Source organism: Gramella sp. AN32 (genome assembly GCF_023718305.1).
In the GTDB taxonomy this organism is placed as follows: Bacteria; Bacteroidota; Bacteroidia; order Flavobacteriales; family Flavobacteriaceae; genus Christiangramia; species Christiangramia antarctica.
The window spans coordinates 346017-371257 of record NZ_QEYO01000001.1 but is presented as its reverse complement, the minus strand read 5'-3'; the positions used below and the strand labels follow the sequence as shown (position 1 = coordinate 371257).

At 38.5% G+C, this 25241-nt stretch carries 24 protein-coding genes; 8 read left to right on the top strand and 16 right to left on the bottom strand.

Features of this window, described 5'->3' with window-relative positions:
* Nucleotides 1-54: 54 nt before the first annotated feature.
* The 16 genes from DHD80_RS01800 to DHD80_RS01725 form a co-directional block, all read right to left on the bottom strand.
* The gene (locus DHD80_RS01800) at nt 55-414 is read right to left on the bottom strand and encodes a DUF488 family protein (RefSeq protein WP_251739164.1); all 360 of its coding nucleotides are present in this window, start codon (nt 412-414) and stop codon (nt 55-57) included.
* Between the two features lie 68 nt (nt 415-482).
* Entirely contained in the window at nt 483-779 is a 297-nt protein-coding gene (locus DHD80_RS01795; protein ID WP_251739163.1) for a cupin domain-containing protein, read from the bottom strand.
* A 2-nt stretch (nt 780-781) separates the two neighbouring features.
* On the bottom strand, nt 782-1690 hold the full coding sequence (locus DHD80_RS01790) for a tryptophan 2,3-dioxygenase family protein (RefSeq protein WP_251739162.1): 909 nt from the start codon (nt 1688-1690) through the stop codon (nt 782-784).
* Between the two features lie 68 nt (nt 1691-1758).
* Complete coding sequence (locus DHD80_RS01785) at nt 1759-2148, bottom strand: group III truncated hemoglobin (RefSeq protein WP_251739161.1); 390 nt, start codon at nt 2146-2148, stop codon at nt 1759-1761.
* Between the two features lie 81 nt (nt 2149-2229).
* Entirely contained in the window at nt 2230-2652 is a 423-nt protein-coding gene (locus DHD80_RS01780) for a cytochrome C (RefSeq protein ID WP_251739160.1), read from the bottom strand.
* Between the two features lie 2 nt (nt 2653-2654).
* Entirely contained in the window at nt 2655-2924 is a 270-nt protein-coding gene (locus tag DHD80_RS01775; protein ID WP_251739159.1) for a hypothetical protein, read from the bottom strand.
* Between the two features lie 3 nt (nt 2925-2927).
* On the bottom strand, nt 2928-3941 hold the full coding sequence (locus tag DHD80_RS01770; RefSeq protein WP_251739158.1) for a cbb3-type cytochrome c oxidase subunit II: 1014 nt from the start codon (nt 3939-3941) through the stop codon (nt 2928-2930).
* A 14-nt stretch (nt 3942-3955) separates the two neighbouring features.
* Nucleotides 3956-5764: a cbb3-type cytochrome c oxidase subunit I gene (locus DHD80_RS01765; RefSeq protein ID WP_251739157.1), complete on the bottom strand. Its 1809-nt coding sequence runs from the start codon at nt 5762-5764 to the stop codon at nt 3956-3958.
* 95 nt (nt 5765-5859) lie between these two features.
* A complete protein-coding gene (locus DHD80_RS01760) occupies nt 5860-6294 on the bottom strand; it encodes an Rrf2 family transcriptional regulator (RefSeq protein ID WP_251739156.1) in 435 nt (144 codons plus the stop codon).
* A 178-nt stretch (nt 6295-6472) separates the two neighbouring features.
* Complete coding sequence (locus DHD80_RS01755; RefSeq protein WP_251739328.1) at nt 6473-7684, bottom strand: hypothetical protein; 1212 nt, start codon at nt 7682-7684, stop codon at nt 6473-6475.
* Nucleotides 7685-7813: 129 nt separating this feature from the next.
* Nucleotides 7814-10063 (bottom strand): nitric-oxide reductase large subunit, encoded by a 2250-nt coding sequence (locus tag DHD80_RS01750; RefSeq protein ID WP_251739155.1) that lies wholly within the window; start codon nt 10061-10063, stop codon nt 7814-7816.
* Between the two features lie 97 nt (nt 10064-10160).
* Nucleotides 10161-10892: an iron-sulfur cluster repair di-iron protein gene (ric, locus tag DHD80_RS01745; RefSeq protein WP_251739154.1), complete on the bottom strand. Its 732-nt coding sequence runs from the start codon at nt 10890-10892 to the stop codon at nt 10161-10163.
* Nucleotides 10893-11010: 118 nt separating this feature from the next.
* Nucleotides 11011-11481 carry a hemerythrin domain-containing protein gene (locus DHD80_RS01740; RefSeq protein ID WP_251739153.1) on the bottom strand — a complete coding sequence of 157 codons (471 nt, stop codon included), beginning with the start codon at nt 11479-11481 and terminating at the stop codon, nt 11011-11013.
* Nucleotides 11482-11589: 108 nt separating this feature from the next.
* Nucleotides 11590-12192 (bottom strand): thioredoxin family protein, encoded by a 603-nt coding sequence (locus tag DHD80_RS01735; RefSeq protein WP_251739152.1) that lies wholly within the window; start codon nt 12190-12192, stop codon nt 11590-11592.
* A gap of 12 nt (nt 12193-12204) precedes the next feature.
* Entirely contained in the window at nt 12205-14013 is a 1809-nt protein-coding gene (locus tag DHD80_RS01730; RefSeq protein WP_251739151.1) for a hypothetical protein, read from the bottom strand.
* Between the two features lie 412 nt (nt 14014-14425).
* Nucleotides 14426-16294: an ABC-F family ATP-binding cassette domain-containing protein gene (locus DHD80_RS01725; RefSeq protein WP_251739150.1), complete on the bottom strand. Its 1869-nt coding sequence runs from the start codon at nt 16292-16294 to the stop codon at nt 14426-14428.
* Nucleotides 16295-16832: 538 nt separating this feature from the next.
* On the opposite strand from DHD80_RS01725, the gene DHD80_RS01720 reads away from it, so the two are divergent.
* The 8 genes from DHD80_RS01720 (at nt 16833) to DHD80_RS01685 (ending at nt 25239) form a co-directional block, all read left to right on the top strand.
* Nucleotides 16833-17621: a polysaccharide biosynthesis/export family protein gene (locus DHD80_RS01720; RefSeq protein WP_251739149.1), complete on the top strand. Its 789-nt coding sequence runs from the start codon at nt 16833-16835 to the stop codon at nt 17619-17621.
* A complete protein-coding gene (locus DHD80_RS01715; RefSeq protein ID WP_251739148.1) occupies nt 17621-20089 on the top strand; it encodes a tyrosine-protein kinase in 2469 nt (822 codons plus the stop codon). Before DHD80_RS01720 ends, DHD80_RS01715 begins: the two co-directional genes overlap by 1 nt.
* A gap of 32 nt (nt 20090-20121) precedes the next feature.
* Entirely contained in the window at nt 20122-20454 is a 333-nt protein-coding gene (locus DHD80_RS01710) for a four helix bundle protein (RefSeq protein WP_347709947.1), read from the top strand.
* Between the two features lie 199 nt (nt 20455-20653).
* Nucleotides 20654-21517 carry an ABC transporter permease gene (locus DHD80_RS01705; RefSeq protein WP_251739325.1) on the top strand — a complete coding sequence of 288 codons (864 nt, stop codon included), beginning with the start codon at nt 20654-20656 and terminating at the stop codon, nt 21515-21517.
* A gap of 190 nt (nt 21518-21707) precedes the next feature.
* On the top strand, nt 21708-22610 hold the full coding sequence (locus DHD80_RS01700) for an IS1595 family transposase (protein ID WP_251739147.1): 903 nt from the start codon (nt 21708-21710) through the stop codon (nt 22608-22610).
* Between the two features lie 85 nt (nt 22611-22695).
* Nucleotides 22696-23475 (top strand): polysaccharide pyruvyl transferase family protein, encoded by a 780-nt coding sequence (locus DHD80_RS01695; protein WP_251739146.1) that lies wholly within the window; start codon nt 22696-22698, stop codon nt 23473-23475.
* 4 nt (nt 23476-23479) lie between these two features.
* On the top strand, nt 23480-24328 hold the full coding sequence (locus DHD80_RS01690) for a class I SAM-dependent methyltransferase (protein WP_251739145.1): 849 nt from the start codon (nt 23480-23482) through the stop codon (nt 24326-24328).
* A complete protein-coding gene (locus DHD80_RS01685) occupies nt 24325-25239 on the top strand; it encodes a glycosyltransferase (protein WP_251739144.1) in 915 nt (304 codons plus the stop codon). Before DHD80_RS01690 ends, DHD80_RS01685 begins: the two co-directional genes overlap by 4 nt.
* The last annotated feature ends 2 nt before the right edge of the window (nt 25240-25241 follow it).

Below are 25241 nucleotides of genomic sequence, written 5' to 3'. Positions count from 1 at the left end.
TAATTTTTAGGTTTCTATCAGCAGCTGTTCTCTATTTTTTGTATTATGACGATTTTATAAGGCATTCAATACCTCTTTTAAAATCACCGCCTGGTTATGTTTTTCGTCCTTTGCCCCGTATAAAAGACATACCCGTTTGTCTTGCGCCATTTCTTTAATGCGCTCCAAATCTTCTTGTTTGTCTTTTAGTTCTTTTTTATAGCGCTTGGTAAATTCATCAAATTTGTCCGGGTCGTGATCAAACCATTTTCGAAGTTTATCTGAAGGTGCCAGATCTTTATTCCATTCATCTAATTGCGCATCTTCCTTTGATACGCCCCGCGGCCAGATTCTATCGACGAGCAACCTATAACCATCGTTGTTCGCTACATCGTCATAAACCCGCTTTGTCTTGATTTTTAATTTCTTGCTCATGATTGGTTTTTAGATTTCTATTTTTTAGAAATGCATACATCAAATTTTTAGGTTGGTTTTAGCATTATTTATTGGTTGAAATTTATTTCAGAATCTGTTGCCATGATAGCAATGGCTTTAAAATCCTGTATAATCTCGAGGCTGTGTTCTGCCCCGGCCGGGACAATAAATACAGCTCCCTGCCTTAACCTATGGTCTACATTAGGCATTTTTAATAGAGCTTCGCCCTCCTGAACAATAATTACAGCTTCTTTGGTGGTATGGTGCGGTGGCATTCTCATTCCCGTTAAGGCAGTTACCTGCAATGTTTTTAAAGCACTTCCTTTATCCAGGGGCGTTAATTCGGGTTTTTGTATCTTTTCCATATCTATATCTTTATTTTTTCTTCCTCTAACGAATCTTCTTTTGTCCACAACGAAGGGAAGAATTTTCGCTGCTGAAATTTAGGGTGCAAATATTTTTTCCATTCTGAACCTCCGGTGGCCGCTTTATTTTCCCCTTTTTTGTCAAGATAATGTTGCGCGGTGTTAAGGTGTACCAGGGGCCATTCTATGTTGTAAAGTTTATCGAACTTCAAGAACTTTTTTTGTAATGCTTCAGTAGGCTTTTTAAGCCTCAGAAATTTTTCTTCCAGGCTTTGACCTTGGACTTTCTTGGCTATTGTAATTAAGCTGTCGAGGTATTTTTCTTCAAACTGAAGCATAGTCAGGGTTTTGTTACCCGTTTTTTTGTTGATACCGGCTTCTTTCCAATAAATATTTTCAAAATAATCTTCTATGGAAGGGGAGCCAGGCAAGTGTTTTTTTTCTTCCTGTTTTACCAGGTTTTCCAGCCTGGTGCAATAAATTTCAATATATCTAAACTGTGCGCTTTGGAACCCACTTGCGGGGGCCAGGGCAGTTCTAAACCGGTTATAATCCTCATAATCCATTCCATCTTTCATAATATCAAAAGAGGTAATGAGCATGCTTACATAGCGGTTCATCCTGTTAATTCTATCCAGCCATATTTCTTCGGAAAAACTATCGGTTTCAACAAGTTGTTTAATTTCGTGAAGCAGCATTTTTAAAAGAAGCTCGGTCATTTGATGGTACATAATAAAGATCTCTTCATCTTTAAAATTGGTGCGCGGCCTTTGCAGGGATAAAAGTGTTTCCACCTCAATGTAATCCCAATAATTGATTGGTTTGGAATGCAATAGCCCTTCTAAATAGGTTTCAGGATTCTCGCCTAATTCGCTATATTTTTGTGCTATTTTCTGATTTATACGCGACATATTTAAATTTTAAAAAGCTTGTTTCCGAAGAAATAAAAATCCTCGCTACCGTATTTTTATAGGGATTATTATATCAAAGGTTTCGAATTGGTTTGTTGATAATGGGCAATTTTAAACTGGAACATTTCGGCCATTTTGGTTGCGCGCCATTTAGCTTCATCCGCTTTCTCACCATCAAAAAGTTCATCCAGGGTTTCATAGAACAAATCCAGCCACCGGTCAAAATGCTTTTTACTCACCGGAAGGTTGATGTGGGGCATAAATGGCGCCCCGTAATAGGTATGTTCCCCCAAAAGCACCGTTTGCCAAAAAGTGTACATTTTCTCTAAATGTTTGGGCCATCGATCCTCAATCACCTGGTTAAAAATTCCTGCCATGAGTTCATCCTGCTGTACTTTAGCATAGAAGGTGTCTACCAGTTCCTTAATATCGTCAATATTTGAAATATCTTTTTGCATTAATCTTTAATTTTTTTCCTCGTTTATGGGTTTTTTGAGACTTGCTCAGGATGTTTGATCTGCCATCCGGGTTATATATAGCTAAAAAAATGATTTATAAAGTTCCGGGCTCCAATACATGATTATATAGAATAGTCCGAAAGCCAGAAATATAATTAACAGCGCCCACACCCAGGCAGGAATGGCTTTTGGTGTTTCAGAGCCCCGAATCACAAAAAAATCGTTGGTCTCGCTCCCATAGGCATTGATGGTAATAGGGATTTGGGTATCTATTATTTCATTTTCAATTAAACCCACAACCGAAATTGCCGGGCCATTTCGCACTACAAAAGGAATTTCCCGAATCCCCTCAACTCCGTTGGAGGATTTGGCCACAATTTTTAACGTATGCTTGCCATCAGGTATTTTAGTACTGTCAAATACGAATTTTACCGGTGGCGCAAAAGCGGCAAATGGCTTTGGGTCATCATCCAGAAATACTTTTATGATCCTATGGTCTTCCATTTTTAAAATCCTTCGTTTTTCACAATGTTTTTAATATGTCCCGGGTTGTTCTCTTTTGGTTTTATGAGATATTTGACGCTTAGAAAAAGAGTGATCCCCACAATGATAATTGCAGACCAAATGATTATGTAATCCAATGTTCCGGATGGACCGGCACCATGGGTAATATTCTCAAAACCTTTGGGCTGATTTTTTTTACACAGCTCACATGCAATGGCAAAATCAAAACTTAATAAAAACACTGCCGTTAATAGAAGAGTGAACTTTTTCATTTTCTATTGGTTTAATTCATTGTTGATGTAATCCCTTATTTTTTTCACATCTTCTTCTGTAACCGCAGGGGCGTCATTACCCCAGCTACTCCGCTCGTGGGTTGCAATGGCCGCAACTTCAGCATCGGAAAGCTGATCGGCAAAAGGGGGCATCACTGCAAATTCACTTCTTGCGTCATATCCCTGGAGGATAATTTTAATTAGCATTTCCGGGTTTTCATCATTTACAAATCCGCTGCCAGCCAGGGGAGGAAAGGCTCCGGGAACTCCTTTCCCATTCGCCTGGTGGCAGGCAACACAGGTGGCATTATATAATTTTGCACCATTAGGACCGGTACCAGTGTTGCCGTCGCCCATATTTCCGGTTTGTATTTCCTTTAAGGCCGGGATAAATTGTGGAACACTTCCATCGGGTAACTCTGTTTGTTTCAAAGATTTTAAATAAGCTACCAGGTCTAAGGCTTCCTGGGATGCTATGATTTTTTTCCCGGGTTTATTAAAAAATTCTTTTGGAATAGAGAGCACAACATCTTCTTCGGTAACCGCAGTACTGTCTACTTCTTTGAATAACCAGGAATAGGACGGCATGATAGATTCTGAAACTACCGAACGCGGATTATATAAATGCATTAAATGCCAATCATCACTGGGTTGCCGTGCGCCAATATTTGTCAAATCCGGGCCCGTACGTTCACTTCCCAAAACTGATGGGGATTGCCTCCATACATCCAGGCGCTGTTTGCTGTAATAATAATCTGATGGGAGGGAAGGCCGGTCACCCCACATATTATCCATTTCAATACCACGTACCTGTTGGGTATGACAGGCAGCACAGTTTTCAGAAACATAAACCCGCAATCCTTTTTCTTGCTGACTTGTCAATGCTTCTTGCGATGGTATTGGAACTGTGGCCTGCATTTGATACGCAGGAACGATTGCCACAAGAATGCTTAAAGCCACAAATATGATAAGCGCTGCAAGCACCAGGTTTTTATGTTCTTTATGAAAATTGAGCATTTTTAAAAATTATATTAAACAGTAATCTCTTCTACAGGTTTTGTGGCTTCGGATACCAGAACCTGTTTCCGGTTTTTAACGATGTAATAGAAATTATACGCAAAAATGAGATGGGACGTAAACATAAGCGAACCACCAATAGCCCGCCATACCCAATAGGGTTTCATCAATATTACAGACTCAATAAACGCATTTCCTTCTATCCAACTTAACCCCTTATAGGTGCCACCTACCATAAGTGAAACCATATAGGCAAAAAGGCCGATAAATGCCATCCAAAAATGTGCTCCCACCAATACCTGAGGTGGTTCTTTCCCGGTCAATTTTGGTAGAATGGCGTAGATCGCGGCCCATAAGAAAAATGCTATTATTCCATACATCGTCATGTGGGAATGGGCCACATTGAAATCGGTGAAATGCCATACATAATTGGTAAAACGAAATGCCTGGAAACTTCCCTGGGTAGAGCCTACAAAATAAAACAGGGTACCAACCAGAAAAAAAGGCAATACATAACTTTTGGAAATATGGCTCCAGCTCCCTTTCATCGTCATTAAAAAATTAGTGGTACCAGCCACCACCGGAATAAACATTCCCGCACTAAATACAATGGCGGTTGTTTGTAACCACCAGGGTAGGGGACTAAATACAAAATGATGCGTCCCAATCATCGTATAAAAAAGCATTTGGGTCCAAAAAGCCAACACTCCCAGGGAATAGGAATAAATAGGTTTGTTTAAGGCTGAGGGTAAGTAATAATATACCAGGCCCAGGGTGAAGGTCATAAACCACATTCCCACCCCCTGGTGCATATAATAGCCCTGGATTACGGTTTCTCCCAGACCATTCTGATAAAAAGGCAAATAGCCTATAATGGCCAGAACAATAGTCCAAACCAAAGAAGCGAGAATAAACCAGTTGGAGATGTATATTTCTGAAATTTTTCTATGGGCAACAGTTTTGTAAAAATTAAAAAAAGTGATCACCAGGGCGATGGCAAAGAGCAGCATTACCGGCCATATATATTCACGATATTCACCACTCCCGTTATTAATCCCGGCCATTAAAAAAATACTACCCAGTATTACAGAAGAATTGATAAGTATCCATGCCCGCCAGGCCCATTTATAGCTATGGATTATAGTATTGGAGGTACGGGCGATCACAAAATAGCCCAAACCAATCATAGCCAGGGAAGACCAACCCCAAAACACCATATTGGTATGTACAGGGCGTAACCTTCCAAAAGAAAGCCAGGACTGGTTATCCATTTCGGGCCATATAAATTTCATTCCCAAATATTGTCCTATCAGGGTTCCCAGTACCAACCAACAAATAGCAGCCCCTATGTAATAAATCACAATTTTTTTAAGGGGTTCCGGGGTTTCCAGACTAAGGGAAGTTTTCTTTTTTTCGTCAAAATAGGCATTATTGGGATCGTTCGTAATTTTTTGAATCAAACCTTTTTTATCGAATACTTCATTGTCTCCGCTTAACTCATTTCCCTTTAGTTTATAGTGAAGTGCAGCTTTTCTTTTTTCAAGAATGGTATCAATATGACTCTCTTCTAAAGCAACTAGTTCATCATCAAATGCCGTTCGTGTTTTAACCTCCTGTCTCTTTTTAATTGCATCCAGATATGAATTGATGTGGGTTAGAAAAATAATGATGGCCACCACCAGGACAATCGTAATTAGTACGATTGTGCCTAAAATGCCCGGGCTGGTTATCCAGCTCTCTGTAGAAACATTTTTGCCCTGGGCATGGATAATACCCGGTAAGACCAGCGTGAAAATGAAAATTATAAAATGGAATATTTTCATAAAACAGATATTAAGACCTTTTTGTCATTTATTTTAAATACCTCTACGGCTTGCCTCGGGGATAGTCAGTTTTAAGAAATTTTATTATAAAACTCTTATCGTTTCAAATAAGTTAAGCCTACTTCCAATCCAGATGCAAGTTCATATAAACTTGTATTTTCAAGCATATGTTTAAGTTCATCCCGAATTCCAACAAATTTGTCATGTAAGGGGCAGGGCTGCTTAGCATTACACTCATTAAAGCCTAAGGCGCAACCTTTATAAATTGAGTCGCCATCTATTGCATAAACAATATCGGCTAGCTTAATAGCATCAATTCTTTCCTTCTGTATTTGAAACCCGCCATATGGACCTTTGACAGATTCCAAAATATCGTTCTTGGCCAATTGATGCAATATCTTAGCGGTGAAAGCCACGGGCGAATCAATTTCGCTTGCAATCTCTTTAAGGCTTACCCGTTTTCCTTCCAGGGATTGTAGTGCTATATAAGTACTGGCTTTAATACCATATTCACAGGCTTTTGAAAACATTTATTTTAGAATTATAATTATTTCAAAGGTAGGTTATTTTCTTATTTCGGACAAAGTTATCATAAATAAGAAATCTAACTTTAATTTTCCAATCTAAGGCTGAATTTCATTTTCTGAAATATTCAGAATTATAGAAATAGTAAAGAGCTCTTTAGAGATTATCATAAAATTGGCAATTTCAAAACTTAGTATTAGAAGTCAAATTTTTCACCAATAAAATACCCACGGCCAGTGGGATCAATGCGCTTATTATGGTTAACAGTACAGGGTATTCAGCAAAAGAAGGCCATCTTAGCCAGAGTTGCATGCCTCTATAAAAAATTAGTAATTCAGAAAAGATAAAGCCTATAAGGTATAAGATCAATATTTGCCAATTAAGTCTTACCAATTTAAAGTGTTCCAGAAATGCGAACAGGCACAGGCTCACCACTCCCAGAAAAGTCCAATGCAAATAACCAATCACGAAATCTTTATAAAGAAGGGCCAGGTTGGCAAAATAGGGGAGCGCGCTTAGGAGTTGAAATAGAATTTTAACTGTCAATAAAAGTCCGCTAAGCTTTAAAAGTTTCAGCACCCTCGGGGATAGCTTCTTTTTAAAAACCGGCCATGCGTCGTGAAGAATTCTGAAGAAATAATAGAATGCAAGCATCTGTACTATGGCGCCCACTGCCGCCAGGATATAAAAAATAACGGGTGGTTTTGTCCATAATACCGAAAGGAAAAAGCTTAGAATGATGCTGATGTTGAGCAGTAGAAAGAAGCTACGGAACTGTTTCCGGTCTGTTTTAACAGAAAGCTGTTCCATTATGTAAAACAAGATTCCGATGAGCGCCAGTATAAACCAGCCGTTATATTGAAAGTGCAAATAGAAGTAGATTGAGAGCTTATACCAGACAGAAGCCTTGCCCAGGGTGGCCATAACACCCCCAACCGCCCACGGCCCAATGCTGGATAAAATCATATACCAAATTGAAGCCTTTATACATACATAGGAATTAGCTTTTTTATACTTTTTGGGAATATGTTTAAAGATAAACCAGGCCAGCCAATACGTGGCGATAAGAAACAGCGTGGAGAAAATTATAGATATAAATGCGTAGCCCTGAAATGGAAAACTAAGCAGCATGCCTATAATACAAATATTGGTGAACCAGATAATACGTCTATAGAGACGTGATTTTCCGGTTTCCGATAAATAGAGCTTATAGATTAGGGTGACCAGCGCTATATACACCCAGCCCAGTAGGGCGACGTGGGAATGCGCATGCACTATAAACCCGTAATTTGCCGGAATAGGAAAAATATAGAATAACCTCAAAAAAACGCCCATTAAACCCACTAGCAGAAAATAGGCCAGGGCAATGTTGGTATGTTTTTTTAAGAGCTGCACCAATAGATAAAATTTTCAGAATTATTCGATGTAAATATAAAAAGGAGCAGTTTAAATCTAACAAATTACAGGCTCTGATTTTCCCGCATAATTTAGATTTTAAAACTGCCCCCTTCTTTTTTAAAACCCCTACTTTTTCTCTATTGGGATTTCTTTATTCCGGTTTATGGTAAATACAAACCATACAAAAGCTATTAACCCAATGGCAAAAATAGTGTCTCCTATTACCCGTAGCCATCGTAGTGTGTCCATGCCGGGTTGCTGCATAAATTCTGCGGAACGGGCATACCACATTCCTTCATTCACGCTGGCTATGGTTTGCAGTAAGCCAATTGGGAGGACGCTTAACAACACCATCAATAGTAAACCGATGTTTATGGACCAGAAACTAAAACTCAGCAATTTGTTGTTCCAAATTTTAACCCGGTATAAACTACGCAGTACAAAAAGCATCAGTCCAATCCCCAGCATTCCATAAACCCCGAACAATGCGGTGTGGGCGTGAACGGCGGTAGTGTTCAATCCCTGCATATAGTACAGGGCTATAGGCGGATTAATAATAAACCCGAAAATCCCTGCACCCAGAAAATTCCAGAAGGCGACGGCGATGAGGCAGTAAATAGGCCATTTATAGTCTTTAAGCCATTGGGTCGCCTTGCTAAGCATATAATTTTCGTAAACTTCATAGCCAATTAATACCAGCGGAACAACTTCCAAGGCACTGAAGGTGGCCCCAAGAGCCATGACCGCGGTAGGGGTGCCACTAAAATAAAGGTGGTGGAAGGTTCCCAATATCCCACCAGATAAGAAAATGATAGTTGCCAAAAGAACGCTTAGGGTTGCGGTTTTGGTACGTAATAATCCTAGCCTTACAAAGAGAAAAGCCGAAACCACCGTAGCGAAAACTTCAAAAAAGCCTTCTACCCAAAGGTGCACCACCCACCAGCGCCAGTATTCGGCTATGGCCAGGTTGGTTTGGCGACCCCACATCAAACCGGCTGCATAAAACAACGCAATAGCTGCGGAAGAAACCAAAAACATGATCAATAAATTCCTTTCTGAAGTTTTGCTTCTAATTACCGGTAAAAGTGGCCTTACCATAAGTGCGAGCCAAACAAATAATCCTACCAGCAGAAAGATTTGCCAGAAACGGCCAAGATCAACATATTCGTAGCCCTGATGCCCAAACCAGAAATTTTCAGCCAGCCCAAGTTTTTGCATTACTCCCATCCACTGTCCGGCCATGGACCCAAGTACAATAATAAGCAGGCAGATAAAAAGGAAATTGACCCCAAATTTTTGATATTTTGGATCTTTCCCGGAAACCGCCGGGGCAATATAAAGACCTGTGGCCAGCCAGGCCGTCGCGATCCAAAGAATTCCCAGTTGCACATGCCAGGTCCTCGAAATTGAATAAGGCAATATGTCGGCTAATTTAAAGCCATAAAAAGCATCGCCTTCCACACCATAATGGGCGGTAACCACTCCAAAGGTTACCTGCACCAAAATAAGCAGGCTCACCACCCATAGGTATTTCTTGACGGCGAGCATAGACGGGGTAATTGATTGCCGCATTAAAGGATCTTCGACCGGCCTTTCCGGCTGCTCTTCCTCCTTCATCCGGGCGTGGTAAAAGATCATCATTCCAATACCAAAGAGAAGCAGGATAATGCTAAAACCTGTCCAAAGGAGCAGATCCCCCGTAGCTTTATTGCCAATAAGATCATCTGGTGGCCAGTTATGTGTATAGGTAACATCAGATCCCGGCCTTTCTGTGATGGCCGCCCAGGAAGCCCAAAAGAAGAACCCGGTCATTTGTCGCATCCTGGTTTCATCCTTTATCGAATTCTTGGGAATGGCATAATTATTCCGAAGCTCATCCAACTCGGGATTCTCCATAAACAAGCCTTTGTAATAGCTATTCAAATATTCCACTGCTTCGGCTCGAATTGGGGAAATAGTGATTGTGTTATCGGCTTCATTATAGGTGTTTTCGCGCATTTCTATCTGCAACCGCCGTTCCAGCCCCGCTTGCTGTTCACTGCCAAGATTTTCATAGGATATCGAGTATTCCTCCTCGGACCAGTGATTCAGGATATACAATGCTTCCCGGTGTAACCAGTCTGCAGTCCAGTCCGGGGCGGTATAGGCCCCATGCCCCCAAATAGAGCCTACTTCCTGGCCCCCCATACTCTGCCATACATTCTGGCCATCTTTAATATCCTGTCCTTCAAAAACCACCGTACCATCTGAACTTACAACCTGACTGGGCATTGGAGGCGCTTTTTGGTAAATCTCAAAACCGTAATAACCCAGAACGGCAAAGGAAACACTAACAATAAACGCAAAAGCAATCCAAAGTTTTTTTTCTTTAGACATAAAAATTAATTTTAGATGAGGATGATTTTTTAATAAGAAAACCTATCAGGTGCCGACAGCTATACGGGATAAAACCAGATAAATTTAAGTGTATATTCTATTTTTCGCTATTAAGCTCTTTTTCCAGTTCTGCAGATTTTGGGAACAGGATGTTGTTTTCTAAATGTATATGTTGGTGAAGATCGGTTTCAAATTCCTGAAGTAAGGCAAAAGTTACTCTATAGGTGTTACAGGCGTCCTGGGGAGGGGTGTAGTTATTGCTTAAATCATCGATCAATCTAAAGCGTTCCCCTTCGGTTTCATGTTCCATCATCATCATTTGTATGGGGTTTTGCACGGTTCCAAAATGTGGTTTCTCCAGCTTGTTTCCGGTCTGTTTTGCCTGCACCATTTTACGAATTGCGGGGAAAAGGATGATTTCTTCCTTTTTCATATGCGCTGCAAGTTCGCCAGCAGATTTGTTGAAATGTTCTGTGATCTCAAACAGTTCAGGATGACGCTCCCCGTGGACCCTGCACAATTTTTCCAGGTAAGGCTTTAATACCGGAATTTTTTCTTCTACATAACGATGGTGCTTTTTCTCGATATAATCTGCCAGAAGATCTAAAGGCCAGGTTTTATAATCAACCGTGGCTTTTTTTACTTCCTGCTGAATCGCATTAATTTCGTTGATAAGCACTTGAGCCTCTATTTTACTTTTCTCTGCAGCCTCCTGGATGCTCCTGTTTCCCTGGCAACAGAAATCGATTTTATGATTTTTAAAAATTTGCGCGGTTCGGTAGTCTTCTGCTACAATTTGTCCGATTGGTTTTTCTATTAAATTTTCCATATTACAGATTTATAATTTTTAGTATTTATTTCAAATTTCTACAACACCTGGAATGTAAAATATGATCTTTATCATAAAATGACAAATTTGTCCGAAATAAGAATAAATTTTTTTCTGTTTAATTTTTTTCCCAGAATGTATCCATGTATTCTTCTTTAGATCCTATCTCGAAATGTATTTCCTCAATTTTTTTGAGTTCCTGTTGTGTAGCCACTTTTTGGATTTCAGCAAACAAGACTCGTTCTTCAAAGCGGATATGTGCCTCCAGTTCTTCTTCTAAAAGACTTAGGGAATTTTTGGGATTGTCCTGATCGTGAAAAAGGCGTTCAATACGACGGTGTTCTTTTAAAGCACGCACTATTAGTGCATCCCTGACGCCTAAAATTGGAAAAATATGATCTTCTTCCAGTTTAAAATGCGGTTCGATTTCATGCACAAAGAACCAGTCTGCATAAGCTTTTAACCGATTTACAGAAATATTTCCTGCAAATCCTTTGCGCAGTTTCCAAGAAAATAGCAAACCAAAATGATGTTGGCGGCTAAGCGGTTTCAAGGCTTCGTGACGTTTTAAAGGTTTTTTATCATCCATAATTTAATTCGATTTAGTGCTTTAAAAATGTATGCCCGGACAATATCATTATTTTCTACATATCCGGCAATAAAGTCCTCTATGTAAAATAAAAAACTTATTCTTTGTTTATATAGTTTCAGACCTCATTTCACAAAACATCATTTCCTGCAGGATGGCATTTCCTTTATCTTTGTTGTACCAAACCTGAAGATCTGTTTTAAGCTGATCATCTATGGCGCCATGTTCCTGAATATAGGCATCTACCACTTGGGTCGCGGCTTTGGAGCGCGGCCCCCAATAATCGATTAGGTGATAGTTTTTATCAAGAATAATGAGCTTGGGGATAGAACGCGATCCTTTGGTGAGGAAAGCATCTATAAGTTCGGGGTTCTCATCGCGTAAAACTATTTTTAGTTCTATTTTCTCTGAATTTTCAGCAATTTTATTGAAGAAAGGAAGGCTTTGGGCGGCATCACCACACCAGGGTTCGGTGATCACCAGCCAGGTTTGCTTTTCATTGATTTCCTGAAAACATTGCCTTTGCCCTTCTGAAAGTTTTATGGTTTTATCCAAACGTTTACTTCGGCTAAAATTGAGTTTCGTATAGTTGATTTTCTCTGAACTAGGCTCCCCAGTGGTTCTTCCTTCAGTTACCAGTTGTTTAAAAAGCAAATTATATTCAGCATAGCTCATAGCCCTGGTTACAGATTGTTTAATTAATTCTTCCATATTATATGAAATTTAAATGACTTTTTTAAACAAAGTTGTTTTGGTATTGCAAACTGTTAATTCGGCAACTTCCAAAGATTTTTCAAATGCTTCCTGATTGCTGTCCAGGACTTCTTTTTTCAACAATTCCCGATAATAACCTATTCCCTCTAAAAGATTATTACAATATGTTTCCCAGTTTTTAAGCATTCGTTTATCAGGATTTTGTGTACGGGCAATTTGCTGTTCAAGAAAATCGATATAAAGTTCCAATTCCTTAACAAACATGTGGGGCCTGCCTGTTTGATGCATAAGGTTGGAGCGGCCGTAAATATGGTCAGTCATTTCACGTAAAGTGGAAACTTTTGAGAAATTTATAATATTGGGACCGGGACATATAGTAACTGCCTTTTGTTTTTTCAGGAATGGTACTTCATATTTCAATGGGGCCGCGTTACTTAATCCTACACAGAGGCATTCCTTACTAAGCAAATCTTCTTTTTGTTGCTGGTACTCTGCATCAGGCAAATTACTTTCTTCCAGTTGCTTTAGCTTCAATTTTTGATATTTTCGGGAAGCGGTGCAGATTGGCTTTTTGGTAAATTCGGTGTTGGAAACCAAAAATTTCTCGGTACACGGACTCCCGGGAGCGCCTTTTTCGATGCGGTTGAGCCTTTCGGTTTCTGCGCTGGTACCTTTTAAATAATTAAAACCAACCCCAAGCGGAGAAGACTGGCTCCTTATAACATCCTTTTCTTTAGAGTTTATCAGCAATTGCAATGTTTCCTCATCTACCGTAGTAGCTTCCGGACATAGCAAAAATGGTGTTCCCCAGCCTGTACTATCCACTTTATAATAACTGTGCAGTAAATTATCTTCATCAGAGGTGCCAATCCCACCCTGTACGGTGATTTTTATAGGGTGGGGCTTAGAAAAGTCCTGTTTCCCTTTTTCAATTATTGCCGGGTTGTATAAACTGAAAAGATTTTCCTGAAGTTCTTCCTTTTTTTCTCTGAATTCATTTAAAATCGGGCCCATCAGTAATCCCTGGGTGGCGAACACATGGCCGCCACAGTTCAGTCCAGATTCAATCCTGAATTCACTTACCCAAATTCCTTTTTTGGCCAAATATTTACCCTGGATAAGTGCCGACCGGTAATCGCTTACTTTTATCACTACTTTTTTATGAAAATGTCCCCATGCTATCGCGTCAAATTCCCTAAAATCCTCCATATAATTGAACAATCTTGGGTTCATTCCCGCGGAGAAAATAATGGATGAATTGTTTAAATCACTCGTGGCATAGGCTTTTAAAGCGGTTAGAGCATCTGAAGCATTAGGTATAGGGAGATCCTCTTTACCCAGATTGTCCTTGTCCACTTTGGTCATTATATTGACTTCAATAGCGCCGGGCCTCATTTTTTCTTTGAGTATATTTTCCAGGTTTTCCTTTTCGGAAGGATTTTCTGTAAGCAAAAACTTTTGAAATGTTTTTTTGAGTTCCCCGGTATCTGGAAGCATCTCAAAATACTTCATGAGATCTGAACCCAGCGTAAAAGTAGAAGCCTTAATTTTTTCAAATTCAGTGTTTACCAGTTTTTGCATTAGGTTCAAATAACTGGTGATTCGTTTTACCCGGTAATCTTCTTCTTTGATGCCTATAGAAGTATAAGCTTCACCGTTTTTCTGGGTGTAATGCTTCCGCATTGCTTCCATTAAATTATCTTCTATGATAGATATAGCCGAATTTATACCATAACAGGCCACTTTTATGGGGGAATCTATGGAATATGCCAGGCCCATTACGGGAATGTGAAAATTATGGGGTGATGATATTTGCATGAAATATTTGTTTTTTATGGGCAAAGATGTTCAAGCTTTTCTATCTATTATATGACGCTGGTCATATATTGGTGGATTTGGTAATCCTTTCCTCTCGAATTCGATATAAAATTTGTTTTTTATTATAAGCTTACCCATTTAGACACCTAACATAAGTTTTTGAACGAGAAACTGCAGACTAGCTTTTTTGTTTCTTTTTCAGCAATGGAAAAAGAAAAGAATGAAAATATGCTTCGACTGCGCTTGCGATGACGAATAAAACTAAAGACTAACTTAAATAGTCGTTCCGAACGAAGAGAGGAATCTCATGATCAATTAGCAATAACCAATTTACCGAAATCCTGCTTGCACATTTCGACTCCGCTCAATGTGACAAAGAATTCGTCATTCGCCCGTGATGACATTAGTGTTATTATTCCATTTTTTCCATGATCTCAAACCATCTTTCAGTTTTGGACTCGATGTTATTTTCCACCTCACTTAATTTTTTAGATTCCGCGGCAATTTCTTCAGTACTCAGATCTTCCAGAAATTTTTTCTGAATAGTTTCCTTTTTCCTCTCCAAAGTGGCAATTTCCTTTTCCAGTTTGCTAAACTCTTTTTTTTCAGCATAACTTAGGTTGGCCCCGGCATTATTTTTATATTCTTTTTTGTCCTCTTTTGTATTATTTTCTTCAGAAGAAGTTTTGTCCGGTTTAGGCTTAGATTGTAAATATTCCCGATAATCGGAATAATTTCCGGGGAAATCATTTACTTCAGCCTGTCCTTCAAAAACAAAAAGATGATCGGTTATTTTGTCCATAAAATAGCGATCATGAGAAACTACGATAATACATCCCGGAAAATCGAGGAGAAAATTCTCCAAAACATTCAGGGTCAAAACATCAAGATCGTTGGTGGGTTCATCCAGAATTAGAAAATTTGGATTCTGAATTAGCACCGTACAGAGATAAAGCCGTTTTTTTTCACCACCACTCAGTTTTTCAACAAAATCGTATTGTTTTTTGCGATTGAATAGAAAGCGTTCCAGGAGCTGTTCCGCGGAAATTTGTCGGCCTTTTTTAAGCGGAATGTAATCCCCAAACTCCTTGATCACCTCAATCACTTTTTGACCGGGTTTAATTTTAATCCCTTTCTGCGTATAATAACCAAATTTCACAGTTTCGCCAATGACGATCTTTCCGGTATCGGGTTGTAAGTTGCCCGTTAACATGTTAAGGAAGGTAGATTTCCCGGTTCCATTTTTACCGATGATCCCCATTCGTTCGCCTTTTTGAAACGTGTAACTGAGGTTTTTTATCAGTTGTTTTCCGCCTAACTCCTTGGAAATATTGTGAAGTTCCACGATTTTGCTCCCCAGTCGTTCCATATTCAGTTCCAGCTGAACTTTATGATCCTGCCTGCGCTGACTGGCCCGATGTTTTATATCGTGAAAATCATCAATTCGGGACTTAGACTTAGTGGTTCTCGCCTTTGGCTGCCTGCGCATCCAATCCAATTCCTTTTTGTAGAGCTGCTGTGCCTTATCTGTATTGGTATCTTCCAGTTGATGTCTTTCTTCTTTCTTATCGAGGTAATACGAATAATTTCCTTTGTAAGTATAGAGTTTCCCCTCTTCCAGTTCGATGATCTCGTTGCAAACCCTTTCCAGGAAATAACGATCATGGGTAACCATAAAAATGGTGAAATTTTGATTCTTGAAATAGTCTTCCAACCACTCGATCATGTCCAGGTCCAGATGGTTGGTAGGTTCATCCAGAATAATAAAATCAGGTTTTTTAAGCAGCATTCGGGCCAGGGCAAGACGTTTTTTCTGGCCTCCGGAAAGATTTTTGACTTCCGCATGCAGATCTTCCAGGTTGAGTTTATAAAGAATTTGTTTGTATTCCGTTTCGAAGTCCCAGGCATGGTTAGCTTCCATGGCATCCATCGCTTTTTGAAGCGCATTTGCGTCATCTGGATTTTCTAAGGCTTTTTCATATTGTGCCACTACTTTGAGTGTGGGATTATCGCTGGAAAATATGCTTTCTTCAATGGTTAAGGTGGGATCCAAATCTGGCTCCTGCGACAAAAAAGCAACCCGAATATCATTTCGGTAAATCACCTGGCCGGTATCGGGGGAGTCTTTTCCAGAAAGAATATTGAGCAGGCTGGTTTTTCCGGTGCCGTTTTTGGCCACAAAACCTACTTTTTGATCCTTATTAATTCCGAAACTAATATTTTGGAAAAGCTCGCGCTCTCCGTAGGCTTTGGCAATATTTTCAACTGAAAGGTAATTCATTTATTATCTGTCGTTAGTCGTTAGTCTGTGGGGTGTTGAAAAATGTATAATGTAATTAATTTCTCTTCACTCTTCACTGCGAAGATCTCGGCGGCAAAGTTATCAGGAATAAAGTAATAACACATCTTCGGGCTTGGAAAGTTGGAATGTATTAATACATCAATTTGAAAATGTAATAATTTGAAAATTTGAAATATACCTTTAATCAAAAATCTGAAATCCGGAACCTGGTTTCACGTCACTGCGAAGGAGCATAGCGACTGAAGCAGTCTCTTTAAGTTGAGTTTAAAAAATGGGATTGCTTCGCTTTGCTCGCAATAACGTCTCTAATGAAGTTTAAAAGTTTAAAATTGGGAAGTTGGAGGCTGGAGGCTGGAAAATGTGTCAGCCCAACAACTACCAACTAACAACTACCGACCAACGACTACCAACTACCGACTCCAGAATTACAGAAAATACAAATCAATGAGAAATCCTTTACATTATTTTATTATTTGCCTGTAAAAACTATATTTGTTAAAACTATGTGAAGCCCTTTATGCGATTTAAATCATTTTTGTTTTTATTCGCTGTCCTACTAGCCCTAACCTCCTGTGTTTCTACTAAACAAATGTCTTATCTACAGGACTACGGGGAAGAAGTAGATAGCATTGTACAAATACAGCGTTTGCGTAATCCCTATCGTATTCAGGTTGGGGACCTTCTAAGTATTCGAGTGAAAGCACTGGACCAGAATATTGTTGGAATGTTCAATCCTATTGGAAGTGAAAATCCCAATGCTACAACAGAGGAGGCGGTTTATTTTGACGGCTTCACTGTAGACGAACATGGTAATATTCGTGTTCCCACCATGGGGGAGATGAATGTCTTAGGATTTACAGAAAAAGAAGTCCGTGAAAAAATAGAAAAAAAACTACTGGAAGAATATTTTCGAGAAGAAGCGAATATTTTTGTGACCGTAAAGCTTGCCGGAATTCGATATACTACATTAGGTGAAATAAGTCAGGGTAGTCAGGTAGTCTACAAAGAACAGCTCACTATTATGGAAGCCATCGCCAATGCCGGTGGAATTTCAGATTATGGAGATCGGGAAAAAGTCCAGATCATTCGGCAATATCCCCATGGGGAAGAAGTACATACGATAGATGTAACAGATTTAGATGCTTTAAATAGTCCCTATTACTATATACAACCCAATGACATGATCGTGGTAAATCCATTACCCAGAAAAGCGTTGGGTCTTGGAACTAGCGGGCTTGAAGTTTTTAGAACCGTAATAAGTCTTATTACCTTAGCTACTTCAATTTACTTTCTAACGACAAGATAATGGCGCATGAAGATGATCACATATCCGATGTAGGTTCGACCTTTGATTTTAAGGGTTTTCTGCTGAAAATTTTAAGTTACTGGCAATTGATTTTACTATCGATTGGGATAAGCCTCTCCGTAGCTTATTACAATAATGTTCGTAAGCTCCCGGTTTATCGTTTGGATAATATGATCTCGATAAAAGACGATCAAAATCCATTTTTCACTTCTAATACCAGTTTAACTTTCAATTGGGGGGGGACGAGCGATAAAGTAAGCACTGCTATAACTATCTTAAATTCCCGTTCGCATAATGAAGAAGTTGTTGAAAAGCTGCAGTATTATATTAACTATCTGGAAGACGGCGAATATCAGCGGGTAGATGCCTATGGTAAAACTCCATTTAAAGTAGAGGCAGATACCGCGGCATTTCAGGCCAATAATGTTACCATGACGGTTTCTATGTTAGATGAGAATTCATTTAATATACAAGCCGATATTCCTAACAATCTTGCACGAACCAATTATAGAAGTAAAGAGACCGATACCAGGCTAATGGAGGCCAACAAATTTAATCGTGATTTTAAAATAGGGGAACATATTAAACTTCCCTTTTTCTCAGGTATTTTCCAAAGGACAAATCAACCTATACAAATTGGTAAAAAGTTTTATATCAGTTTTGGGGGATTTGACGGCACTGTGGGAAGGTATAGGGGTGTAAGTGTTGCCCCTCAGGGAAATGGATCTTCAGTGCTTCGCTTATCCATGACCAATTTAAATAAAGCCAGGATTGTGGATTATTTGAATGGTACTGTGGCGGTATTGAGCAATAATATGCTGGAACGTAAAAACTTATTTGCGACCAAAACAATTAGATTTATAGACAGTACACTAACCGCACAACAGGATACCCTAAAAATTGTACAGGATGAATTGAACGCTTTCAAAAAAGAGAATTCTGTCATGGAAATTTCAGCAGAAAGCGGGCAGTTATCTAGCAGACTTGCAGACTTGGATTTAAACAAAGAACAAATCCGCAGGAAACTAAAATATTACGAAAACCTGGAAGACTATTTACAAAACAGGGAAGATTATTCCAATGTCCCTGCACCTTCTGTAGCAGGAATCGATGAAGGTAGTATTTCCAGTGGGGTATCAAAGATTATCAGTCTTGCCGAGGAAAGACGTAATTATGAATATACCTTGAGGGATAATTCCCCTATATTCGATGATATAGACCGACAAATAAACTCGATAAAAGCTATAATTCTTGAAAATATTCAGTCCTCTAAAGGACTACTGAATAATGAAATAAGGGATATTAACGGTCGGATTTCCAGGATCGAGGGTGAAGTAAAAAAACTTCCGCAAGATGAACAGGATCTTTTAAGGATACAAAGAAAGTATGCCATAAATGAGCGTACCTATAATATGTTTCTGGAAAAACGGAGCGAGGCAGGTTTGGTAAAAGCGGCCAATGTAAGTGATGTTTTAATAATTGATAATGCCAAAGATACAGGAGGTGGGCGTATAGGACCAGATACCCAACTTAACTATGTCATGGCTGTGCTTACCGGCGGACTTATTCCCCTGACTTTTGTCTTTCTACTGGTTTTTCTTAATACCAATATTCATAATGCCCAGGAAATTACCCGCTTATCTCCAATTCCAATAATAGGTTTAGTAGGTAAAAATAAGTCGGATACCAATCTAGCTGTATTTAATGCTCCAAAATCCTCTGTTTCCGAAAGCTTTAGAGGTGTGCGATCCAGTCTCCAATTCCTTTATAAGCGCCAGGGGGTTACCGGTTCAAAAACCGTGTTAATCACCTCTTCAGTTTCCGGGGAAGGAAAGACCTTCTGTGCCATGAACCTGGCTACGGTATTCGCGTTAAGCGAAAAGAAGACGGTCCTGGTTGGGGTAGATTTACGTAAACCAAAGATATTTGATGATTTTAAACTAAACAATGATTTGGGGATTGTGAATTATATGATCGATCAGGCAACCGCCGATGAAATTATTCAGCACAGTGAAATACCCTATCTTGATGTTATTACCTCCGGGCCTGTTCCGCCAAATCCATCGGAGTTATTGATGACTGAAAAGATGGACGAATTAATGAATAAGTTAAAAGCAGAATACGATTATATAATTTTAGATACCCCACCAATAGGTATGGTTGCCGATGCATTGAATTTGGTGAAATTTGCCGATGCCACACTTTACCTTATAAGGCAGGATTATACGAAGCGGGGCATGCTTGAAACGATTAATGAAAAGTTTAAAAAGGAAGAGATCAAAAACATAAGTTTTGTCTTAAACCATTTTGTTCATAGCGCAAAATATGGCTATGGCTATGGCTATGGCTATGGTTATGGTTATGGTTACGGTTACAATCGATATGCGAAAGGATATTATGGGGCCACTCCTTCCCGCATGCATCAGCTGAAAACGTCCTGGAAAAAATTTATGAGAAATTTTGAGTGAACAAATGTTTGTTGTTTATAGTTTATGGTTGAATTATAGGTAAGATTGAAAGATTTGAGGATATTGAAAGTTGGAAGTTACCCCAAATTATTTGTCAAAAAGTAGAAACAATCTTTATCGAAACTGATTTCGGTAAAAATTTTCAATTGCGTAATCAGATGGAAAAAAGTTCAGAATCAAGAATGGACAATATTGCTGAAGGTTTTGGTAGAGGCGGAAACCAGGAATTTCATAACTTTTTAAGTTATTCAAAAGAATCGGCTACCGAATTAAAATCCCAATTATATGGAGCTTACGACAAAAAGCTTATTTCTAAAGCTCAGTTCGAGAATTTATCTGTCAAATGTGATGAAGTTGAAAAATAACATGGGTGCATTCATGTTTTACCTAAGAAAATCTGGTTTAAAAGGTGTCAAATTAAAAAAAGATTAGTTGGTTTTAAACACCAAACACCAAACACCAAACACCAAACACCAAACACCAAACACCAAACACCAAACACCAAACACCAAACACCAAACACCAAACACCAAACACCAAACACCAAACACCAAACACCAAACATTGAACAAAGCGAACCAAGACGACTGGCTATACGAAATAACCCCTAAGCGGAAACTGATAGACCTCAATTTCGTGGAGATCTGGAGATATAGAGATCTTCTTCTACTCTTTGTAAAGCGAAATATAGTTACGGTTTATAAGCAAACCATTTTGGGACCCCTATGGTATTTTATACAGCCGCTTTTTACTGCGGTCACTTTTACCCTGGTATTTAATAATATTGCAAATATTCCTACCGGCAAGGTGCCTCCCTTTCTTTTCAACCTGGTAGGAATCACCGCATGGAATTATTTTTCTCAGTGTTTTACTGGTACATCTGATACCTTTCGCGCAAATGCAGGTATTTTTGGAAAAGTGTATTTTCCCAGGGTTATAATGCCATTGTCTAATGTGATCACAAATCTATTTAAGTTCGGGATTCAAATGGGAGTTCTAATAATTGTTTATTTATATCTAATTTGGAATGGTACAAATATAAGTCCTAATTCAAACCTGCTCTTATTTCCGGTTTACGTTTTAATGATGGCGCTGTTAGGTCTTGGATTGGGGATGACGATCTCGGCCTTTACCACCAAATATCGTGACCTCACTGTATTAGTTGGTTTTGCAACTTCTTTATTGGTGTACTTTTCGGCAGTACCATATCCGCTTAGCGAAGTTTCTAAAAAAATGCCGGAATGGGCCTGGTTAGTTAAATATAACCCTTTAACTCAGATCATTGAAGGATTTAGATTTATGATTCTTGATACCGGAATATTTACCTGGTCCGGTTTCTTTTATACGCTTATTATCTCCCTGGTTTTATTCCTTTTTGGACTTATAATATTTAACAGAACTGAAAAGAATTTTATAGATACTGTATAATTAAGTGAAGAGTGAAAAGCGGAAAGTTGAAATTCTACCTCACATTGAGCGCAGTCGAAATGTGTAAGTTAGATGCTTAAAAAGTGAAAAAATGGAAATCAGAAATTTTCTCTAAACTTTTAAAAGGACGATTTAAATTTTTTGAGTTATTAATTTAAACACCGTATATTAAATCACTAAAATAGGCACTATGGAGATATTTAAAGGAGAAAATATACTGGACTTTGCAAAAGAATTCCCCGATGATGATTCCTGTAAGGCATATTTGGCGCAAGAAAAGTGGTGTGATGGGTTTATTTGTCCTAAATGTAGCCATACCAAAGGATGCGGAAAAGCCGGTCATAAATATCATTGTTATTCCTGTGGAAACGTGGAGAGCGCAACGGCCAACACCCTGTTCCATAAGGTAAAGTTCGGGCTTCGCAAGGCTTTCTTTATCGTTTTTGAAATGACTGCCACTACCAAGGGCATGTCCAGTATCCAGATTGGAAAGCGGTATGGGATAAGCCAGACCACGGCATGGTTCTTTATGCAGAAGGTACGCGATACCATGCAGAGCAGTGAACAACACTTATTGACCGGTAGGGTTCATGTGGACGAGTTCGTGGTAGGTGGGAGAGAGGACGGCAAGCAAGGGCGCAGCTATGACACCAAGAAAAAAAAAGCGGCGATCGCCGTGGAACTCACTGAGGACAATAAGATAAAAAGGGCTTACATAAGGTTCATCCAAGATTACTCCTCTAAATCCTTGAAACCCTTGTTCGAGAAGCACATTGCCAAGGATGCAAAGGTAACCACTGACGGCTGGCGGGGATACAACCCAATTGCCAAAGACTATGACATAGAACAAGTGCCCAGCAACAAGGGCAGGAATTTCAAAGAACTGCACACTGTTATAGGACAGATCAAGTCATGGTTGAGGACGATACCCTCCCACATAAGCAAAAAGCACGTCCAAGCTTATTTTAATGAGTTTTGTTACAGGATCAATAGATCCATTTTCAAGGAATCTATATTCCATAAAATCATTCAACGAATGGTTGGGGCAGCACCAATTTATCAAACCCAAATTATACGGAACGTAACTTTATAACTCGATAAATTTTATTTTCAGACAAGAGACAAGTATGCCTAAAAATAATAATATACCCCTTTTCTGGTGGAGTGAAACCCGACTGATGGGTAAGCATAAAGAGAATTATGGAGATTTGCTGTCTAAATATATTGTTGAAAAAATCTCTGAAAAGCAGGTCAAATGGGTACATCCCAAAAAACAACCATGGTATAAATTAAATAATCGAAATTATCTTGCAGCAGGTAGTATTATCCACCATGCTAATAAAAACAGTATAATTTGGGGAAGTGGTATTATAGATTTTGAGCAAAAAGTGGTTAATGCAGATTTTCGCGCCGTAAGGGGCCCTGAAACACGCAATTATTTAATTAATTTAGGCTATGATTGTCCAGAGGTATATGGAGACCCTGCGATACTCTTGCCGAATTTTTATATACCACAGGTTAAAAAGAAATTTAAACTAGGAATAATTCCACATTATACTGATTATAATCAGATTATTCAATTGTTCTCAAAAAACACGGAAATTAATATTATAGATTTAATGACCAATAGCATTGAGAAAACAACCGATGAAATTTTGAGTTGTGAAAAGATTATTTCTTCCTCTCTACATGGATTAATTGTACCTCATGCCTATGGCGTACCCGCTGTCTGGATTCCATTTTCCAATAAGCCATTTGGAAATGCAATAAAATATAAGGATTATTATAATTCTGTTGGGTGTATAAATTATGATGCTCCAGTTTTTAAATCGAACTATCAAATCGAAGATTTTATAAATCTTTTCAATAGTCTTTTTAATTTACCTGAGAAATCTAAAATTGTAAAGTTGAAAGAAGATTTGATGGCTTCTTGTCCATTTGTAAAAATTACGAGCTAGGCTTATGCATGAAGTAGCAGATCATAATCAGGACAGAAATAAGGAACATTATGAGAAGTTGTATGCAAATTATAATATTGCCAATACGCTATATTGGTTAAAGAATCTGGATCGTTTTTTGGAAAAGGCAACAACTACTGAAACAAGTTGGTATGCTTTGTATCAATTTGAGTTCAAAGAAAGGATAAAAGATAAATCAATTCTGGAAATGGGCTGTGGGGATTGTGTAAATGCTGCAATAATGGCTGGGCTTGGTGCAAAGGTATCCGCAAATGATTTAGCTTCAGCGAGTGGCGAAATTATTCGTAATTTGAATAAGAACCATGGCTTTAAATACCCAATAAAGTTTATTGAGGGAGATTTTTTAAATAATGGTCTTGAAGAAAGGAGTTTTGATTTTATTGTAGGGAAAGCTTTTCTTCATCACCTGGAAATTCCATTAGAAAAGAAATTTTTAAAAGAAACTTCCCGACTTTTAAAGTCAACTGGTGAAGCCCGGTTTTTTGAGCCTGCGGTCAATTCCAGAATTTTAGATGAAATTAGGTGGTATATCCCGGTCAAAGGGCGACCATCAAAATTTAATAGGAAAGCATTCAAGAATTGGAAAACAGAAGATCCCCATCCTGACCGCAGTTATAGTTCGATACATTTTGAGAATGCAGGGAAACAATTTTTTAAAAATGTAAAAATTGTACCTATAGGAACATTGGAAAGATTTAGTAGATTGTTAAAATGGGGTGAAAAAAGAAATAATTTTAAAAAATGGGCTCTTAAAAATGAACAGATACTCCCTCAATTAATTAATAAAAAATTTACCAGAAGTCAATTAATTATTTATCGCGAACCTAAATGACAGATGTTACTGTTAGTGTGTTTATGCTGACCTATAACCAAGAAAAATTCATTGCTCAGGCTATTGAAAGCGTTTTGATGCAAAAGTTGGATTTTGCTTTTGAATTGGTGATAGGAGAGGATGCCAGTACAGATAAAACCCCTGAAATTTGCAAAAAATATGAACGAAAATACCCAGAAATCGTAAAATTAAAATCTCACCGGGAAAATATAGGTTTAATTGAAAATTTCATTCAAACTTATAAGCGCTGTAAGGGGAAATATGTGGCAATATTAGATGGCGACGATTATTGGACAGATCCTTATAAACTAATAAAGCAAGTTGGGTTTATGGAAGAAAATCCAAATTCAAAAATTTGCTTTACCAGGATTAAAAATCTGTTTCCAAATAATTATTTGGTAACTCGCCAATGGAAAAACCTTAAGGATCCTTCTAATTTTGACGATCTAATATTTCACAATATTATACCATCGGTTTCGGCATTTATAAGAAAAGAAGATAATAGCCTGCCATCATGGATTCATCGTTTTCCATATGGTGATTGGCCATTATACCTTTGGTTGCTTAGAAACGGAGGAACCATAAATTTGATTGAAGGTATTACTGGAGTTTATAGGAGGGAAATTGGAGTTTCTGAAAAAATGAGAAAAGTTCCCAGTAAAATAGCAAAAGTCAATTTAGGTATTGTAGAAGCTGTCCAAAGTGATCAAAATTTTAAACATAGATCTAAAATTATTGTGACAAGCCTTACTAAACATCGTTATGATTTAATGGCATGTTATTTTCGTGAAGAAGAATTCTTTCGTTCAATTCATGTCGCTAACCTGATTTTTTGGAAAGAGCCTTTAAAGGTTTTAAAATCCTATGTATATCTTCTTAAAAGAAAGTTTCTAGTAAAGAATAGTTTGTAATT

Coding starts and splice junctions, on each gene's coding strand:
- DHD80_RS01775 (WP_251739159.1), bottom strand. CDS start 2,924: ATGAAAAAGTTCACTCTTCTATTAACGGCAGTGTTTTTATTAAGTTTT.
- DHD80_RS01795 (WP_251739163.1), bottom strand. CDS start 779: ATGGAAAAGATACAAAAACCCGAATTAACGCCCCTGGATAAAGGAAGT.
- DHD80_RS01780 (WP_251739160.1), bottom strand. CDS start 2,652: ATGGAAGACCATAGGATCATAAAAGTATTTCTGGATGATGACCCAAAG.
- DHD80_RS01765 (WP_251739157.1), bottom strand. CDS start 5,764: ATGAAAATATTCCATTTTATAATTTTCATTTTCACGCTGGTCTTACCG.
- DHD80_RS01730 (WP_251739151.1), bottom strand. CDS start 14,013: ATGCAAATATCATCACCCCATAATTTTCACATTCCCGTAATGGGCCTG.
- DHD80_RS01740 (WP_251739153.1), bottom strand. CDS start 11,481: ATGGATGATAAAAAACCTTTAAAACGTCACGAAGCCTTGAAACCGCTT.
- ric (WP_251739154.1), bottom strand. CDS start 10,892: ATGGAAAATTTAATAGAAAAACCAATCGGACAAATTGTAGCAGAAGAC.
- DHD80_RS01725 (WP_251739150.1), bottom strand. CDS start 16,294: ATGAATTACCTTTCAGTTGAAAATATTGCCAAAGCCTACGGAGAGCGC.
- DHD80_RS01700 (WP_251739147.1), top strand. CDS start 21,708: ATGGAGATATTTAAAGGAGAAAATATACTGGACTTTGCAAAAGAATTC.
- DHD80_RS01715 (WP_251739148.1), top strand. CDS start 17,621: ATGGCGCATGAAGATGATCACATATCCGATGTAGGTTCGACCTTTGAT.
- DHD80_RS01685 (WP_251739144.1), top strand. CDS start 24,325: ATGACAGATGTTACTGTTAGTGTGTTTATGCTGACCTATAACCAAGAA.
- DHD80_RS01695 (WP_251739146.1), top strand. CDS start 22,696: ATGGGTAAGCATAAAGAGAATTATGGAGATTTGCTGTCTAAATATATT.
- DHD80_RS01735 (WP_251739152.1), bottom strand. CDS start 12,192: ATGGAAGAATTAATTAAACAATCTGTAACCAGGGCTATGAGCTATGCT.
- DHD80_RS01760 (WP_251739156.1), bottom strand. CDS start 6,294: ATGTTTTCAAAAGCCTGTGAATATGGTATTAAAGCCAGTACTTATATA.
- DHD80_RS01750 (WP_251739155.1), bottom strand. CDS start 10,063: ATGTCTAAAGAAAAAAAACTTTGGATTGCTTTTGCGTTTATTGTTAGT.
- DHD80_RS01690 (WP_251739145.1), top strand. CDS start 23,480: ATGCATGAAGTAGCAGATCATAATCAGGACAGAAATAAGGAACATTAT.
- DHD80_RS01785 (WP_251739161.1), bottom strand. CDS start 2,148: ATGCAAAAAGATATTTCAAATATTGACGATATTAAGGAACTGGTAGAC.
- DHD80_RS01720 (WP_251739149.1), top strand. CDS start 16,833: ATGCGATTTAAATCATTTTTGTTTTTATTCGCTGTCCTACTAGCCCTA.
- DHD80_RS01790 (WP_251739162.1), bottom strand. CDS start 1,690: ATGTCGCGTATAAATCAGAAAATAGCACAAAAATATAGCGAATTAGGC.
- DHD80_RS01800 (WP_251739164.1), bottom strand. CDS start 414: ATGAGCAAGAAATTAAAAATCAAGACAAAGCGGGTTTATGACGATGTA.
- DHD80_RS01770 (WP_251739158.1), bottom strand. CDS start 3,941: ATGCTCAATTTTCATAAAGAACATAAAAACCTGGTGCTTGCAGCGCTT.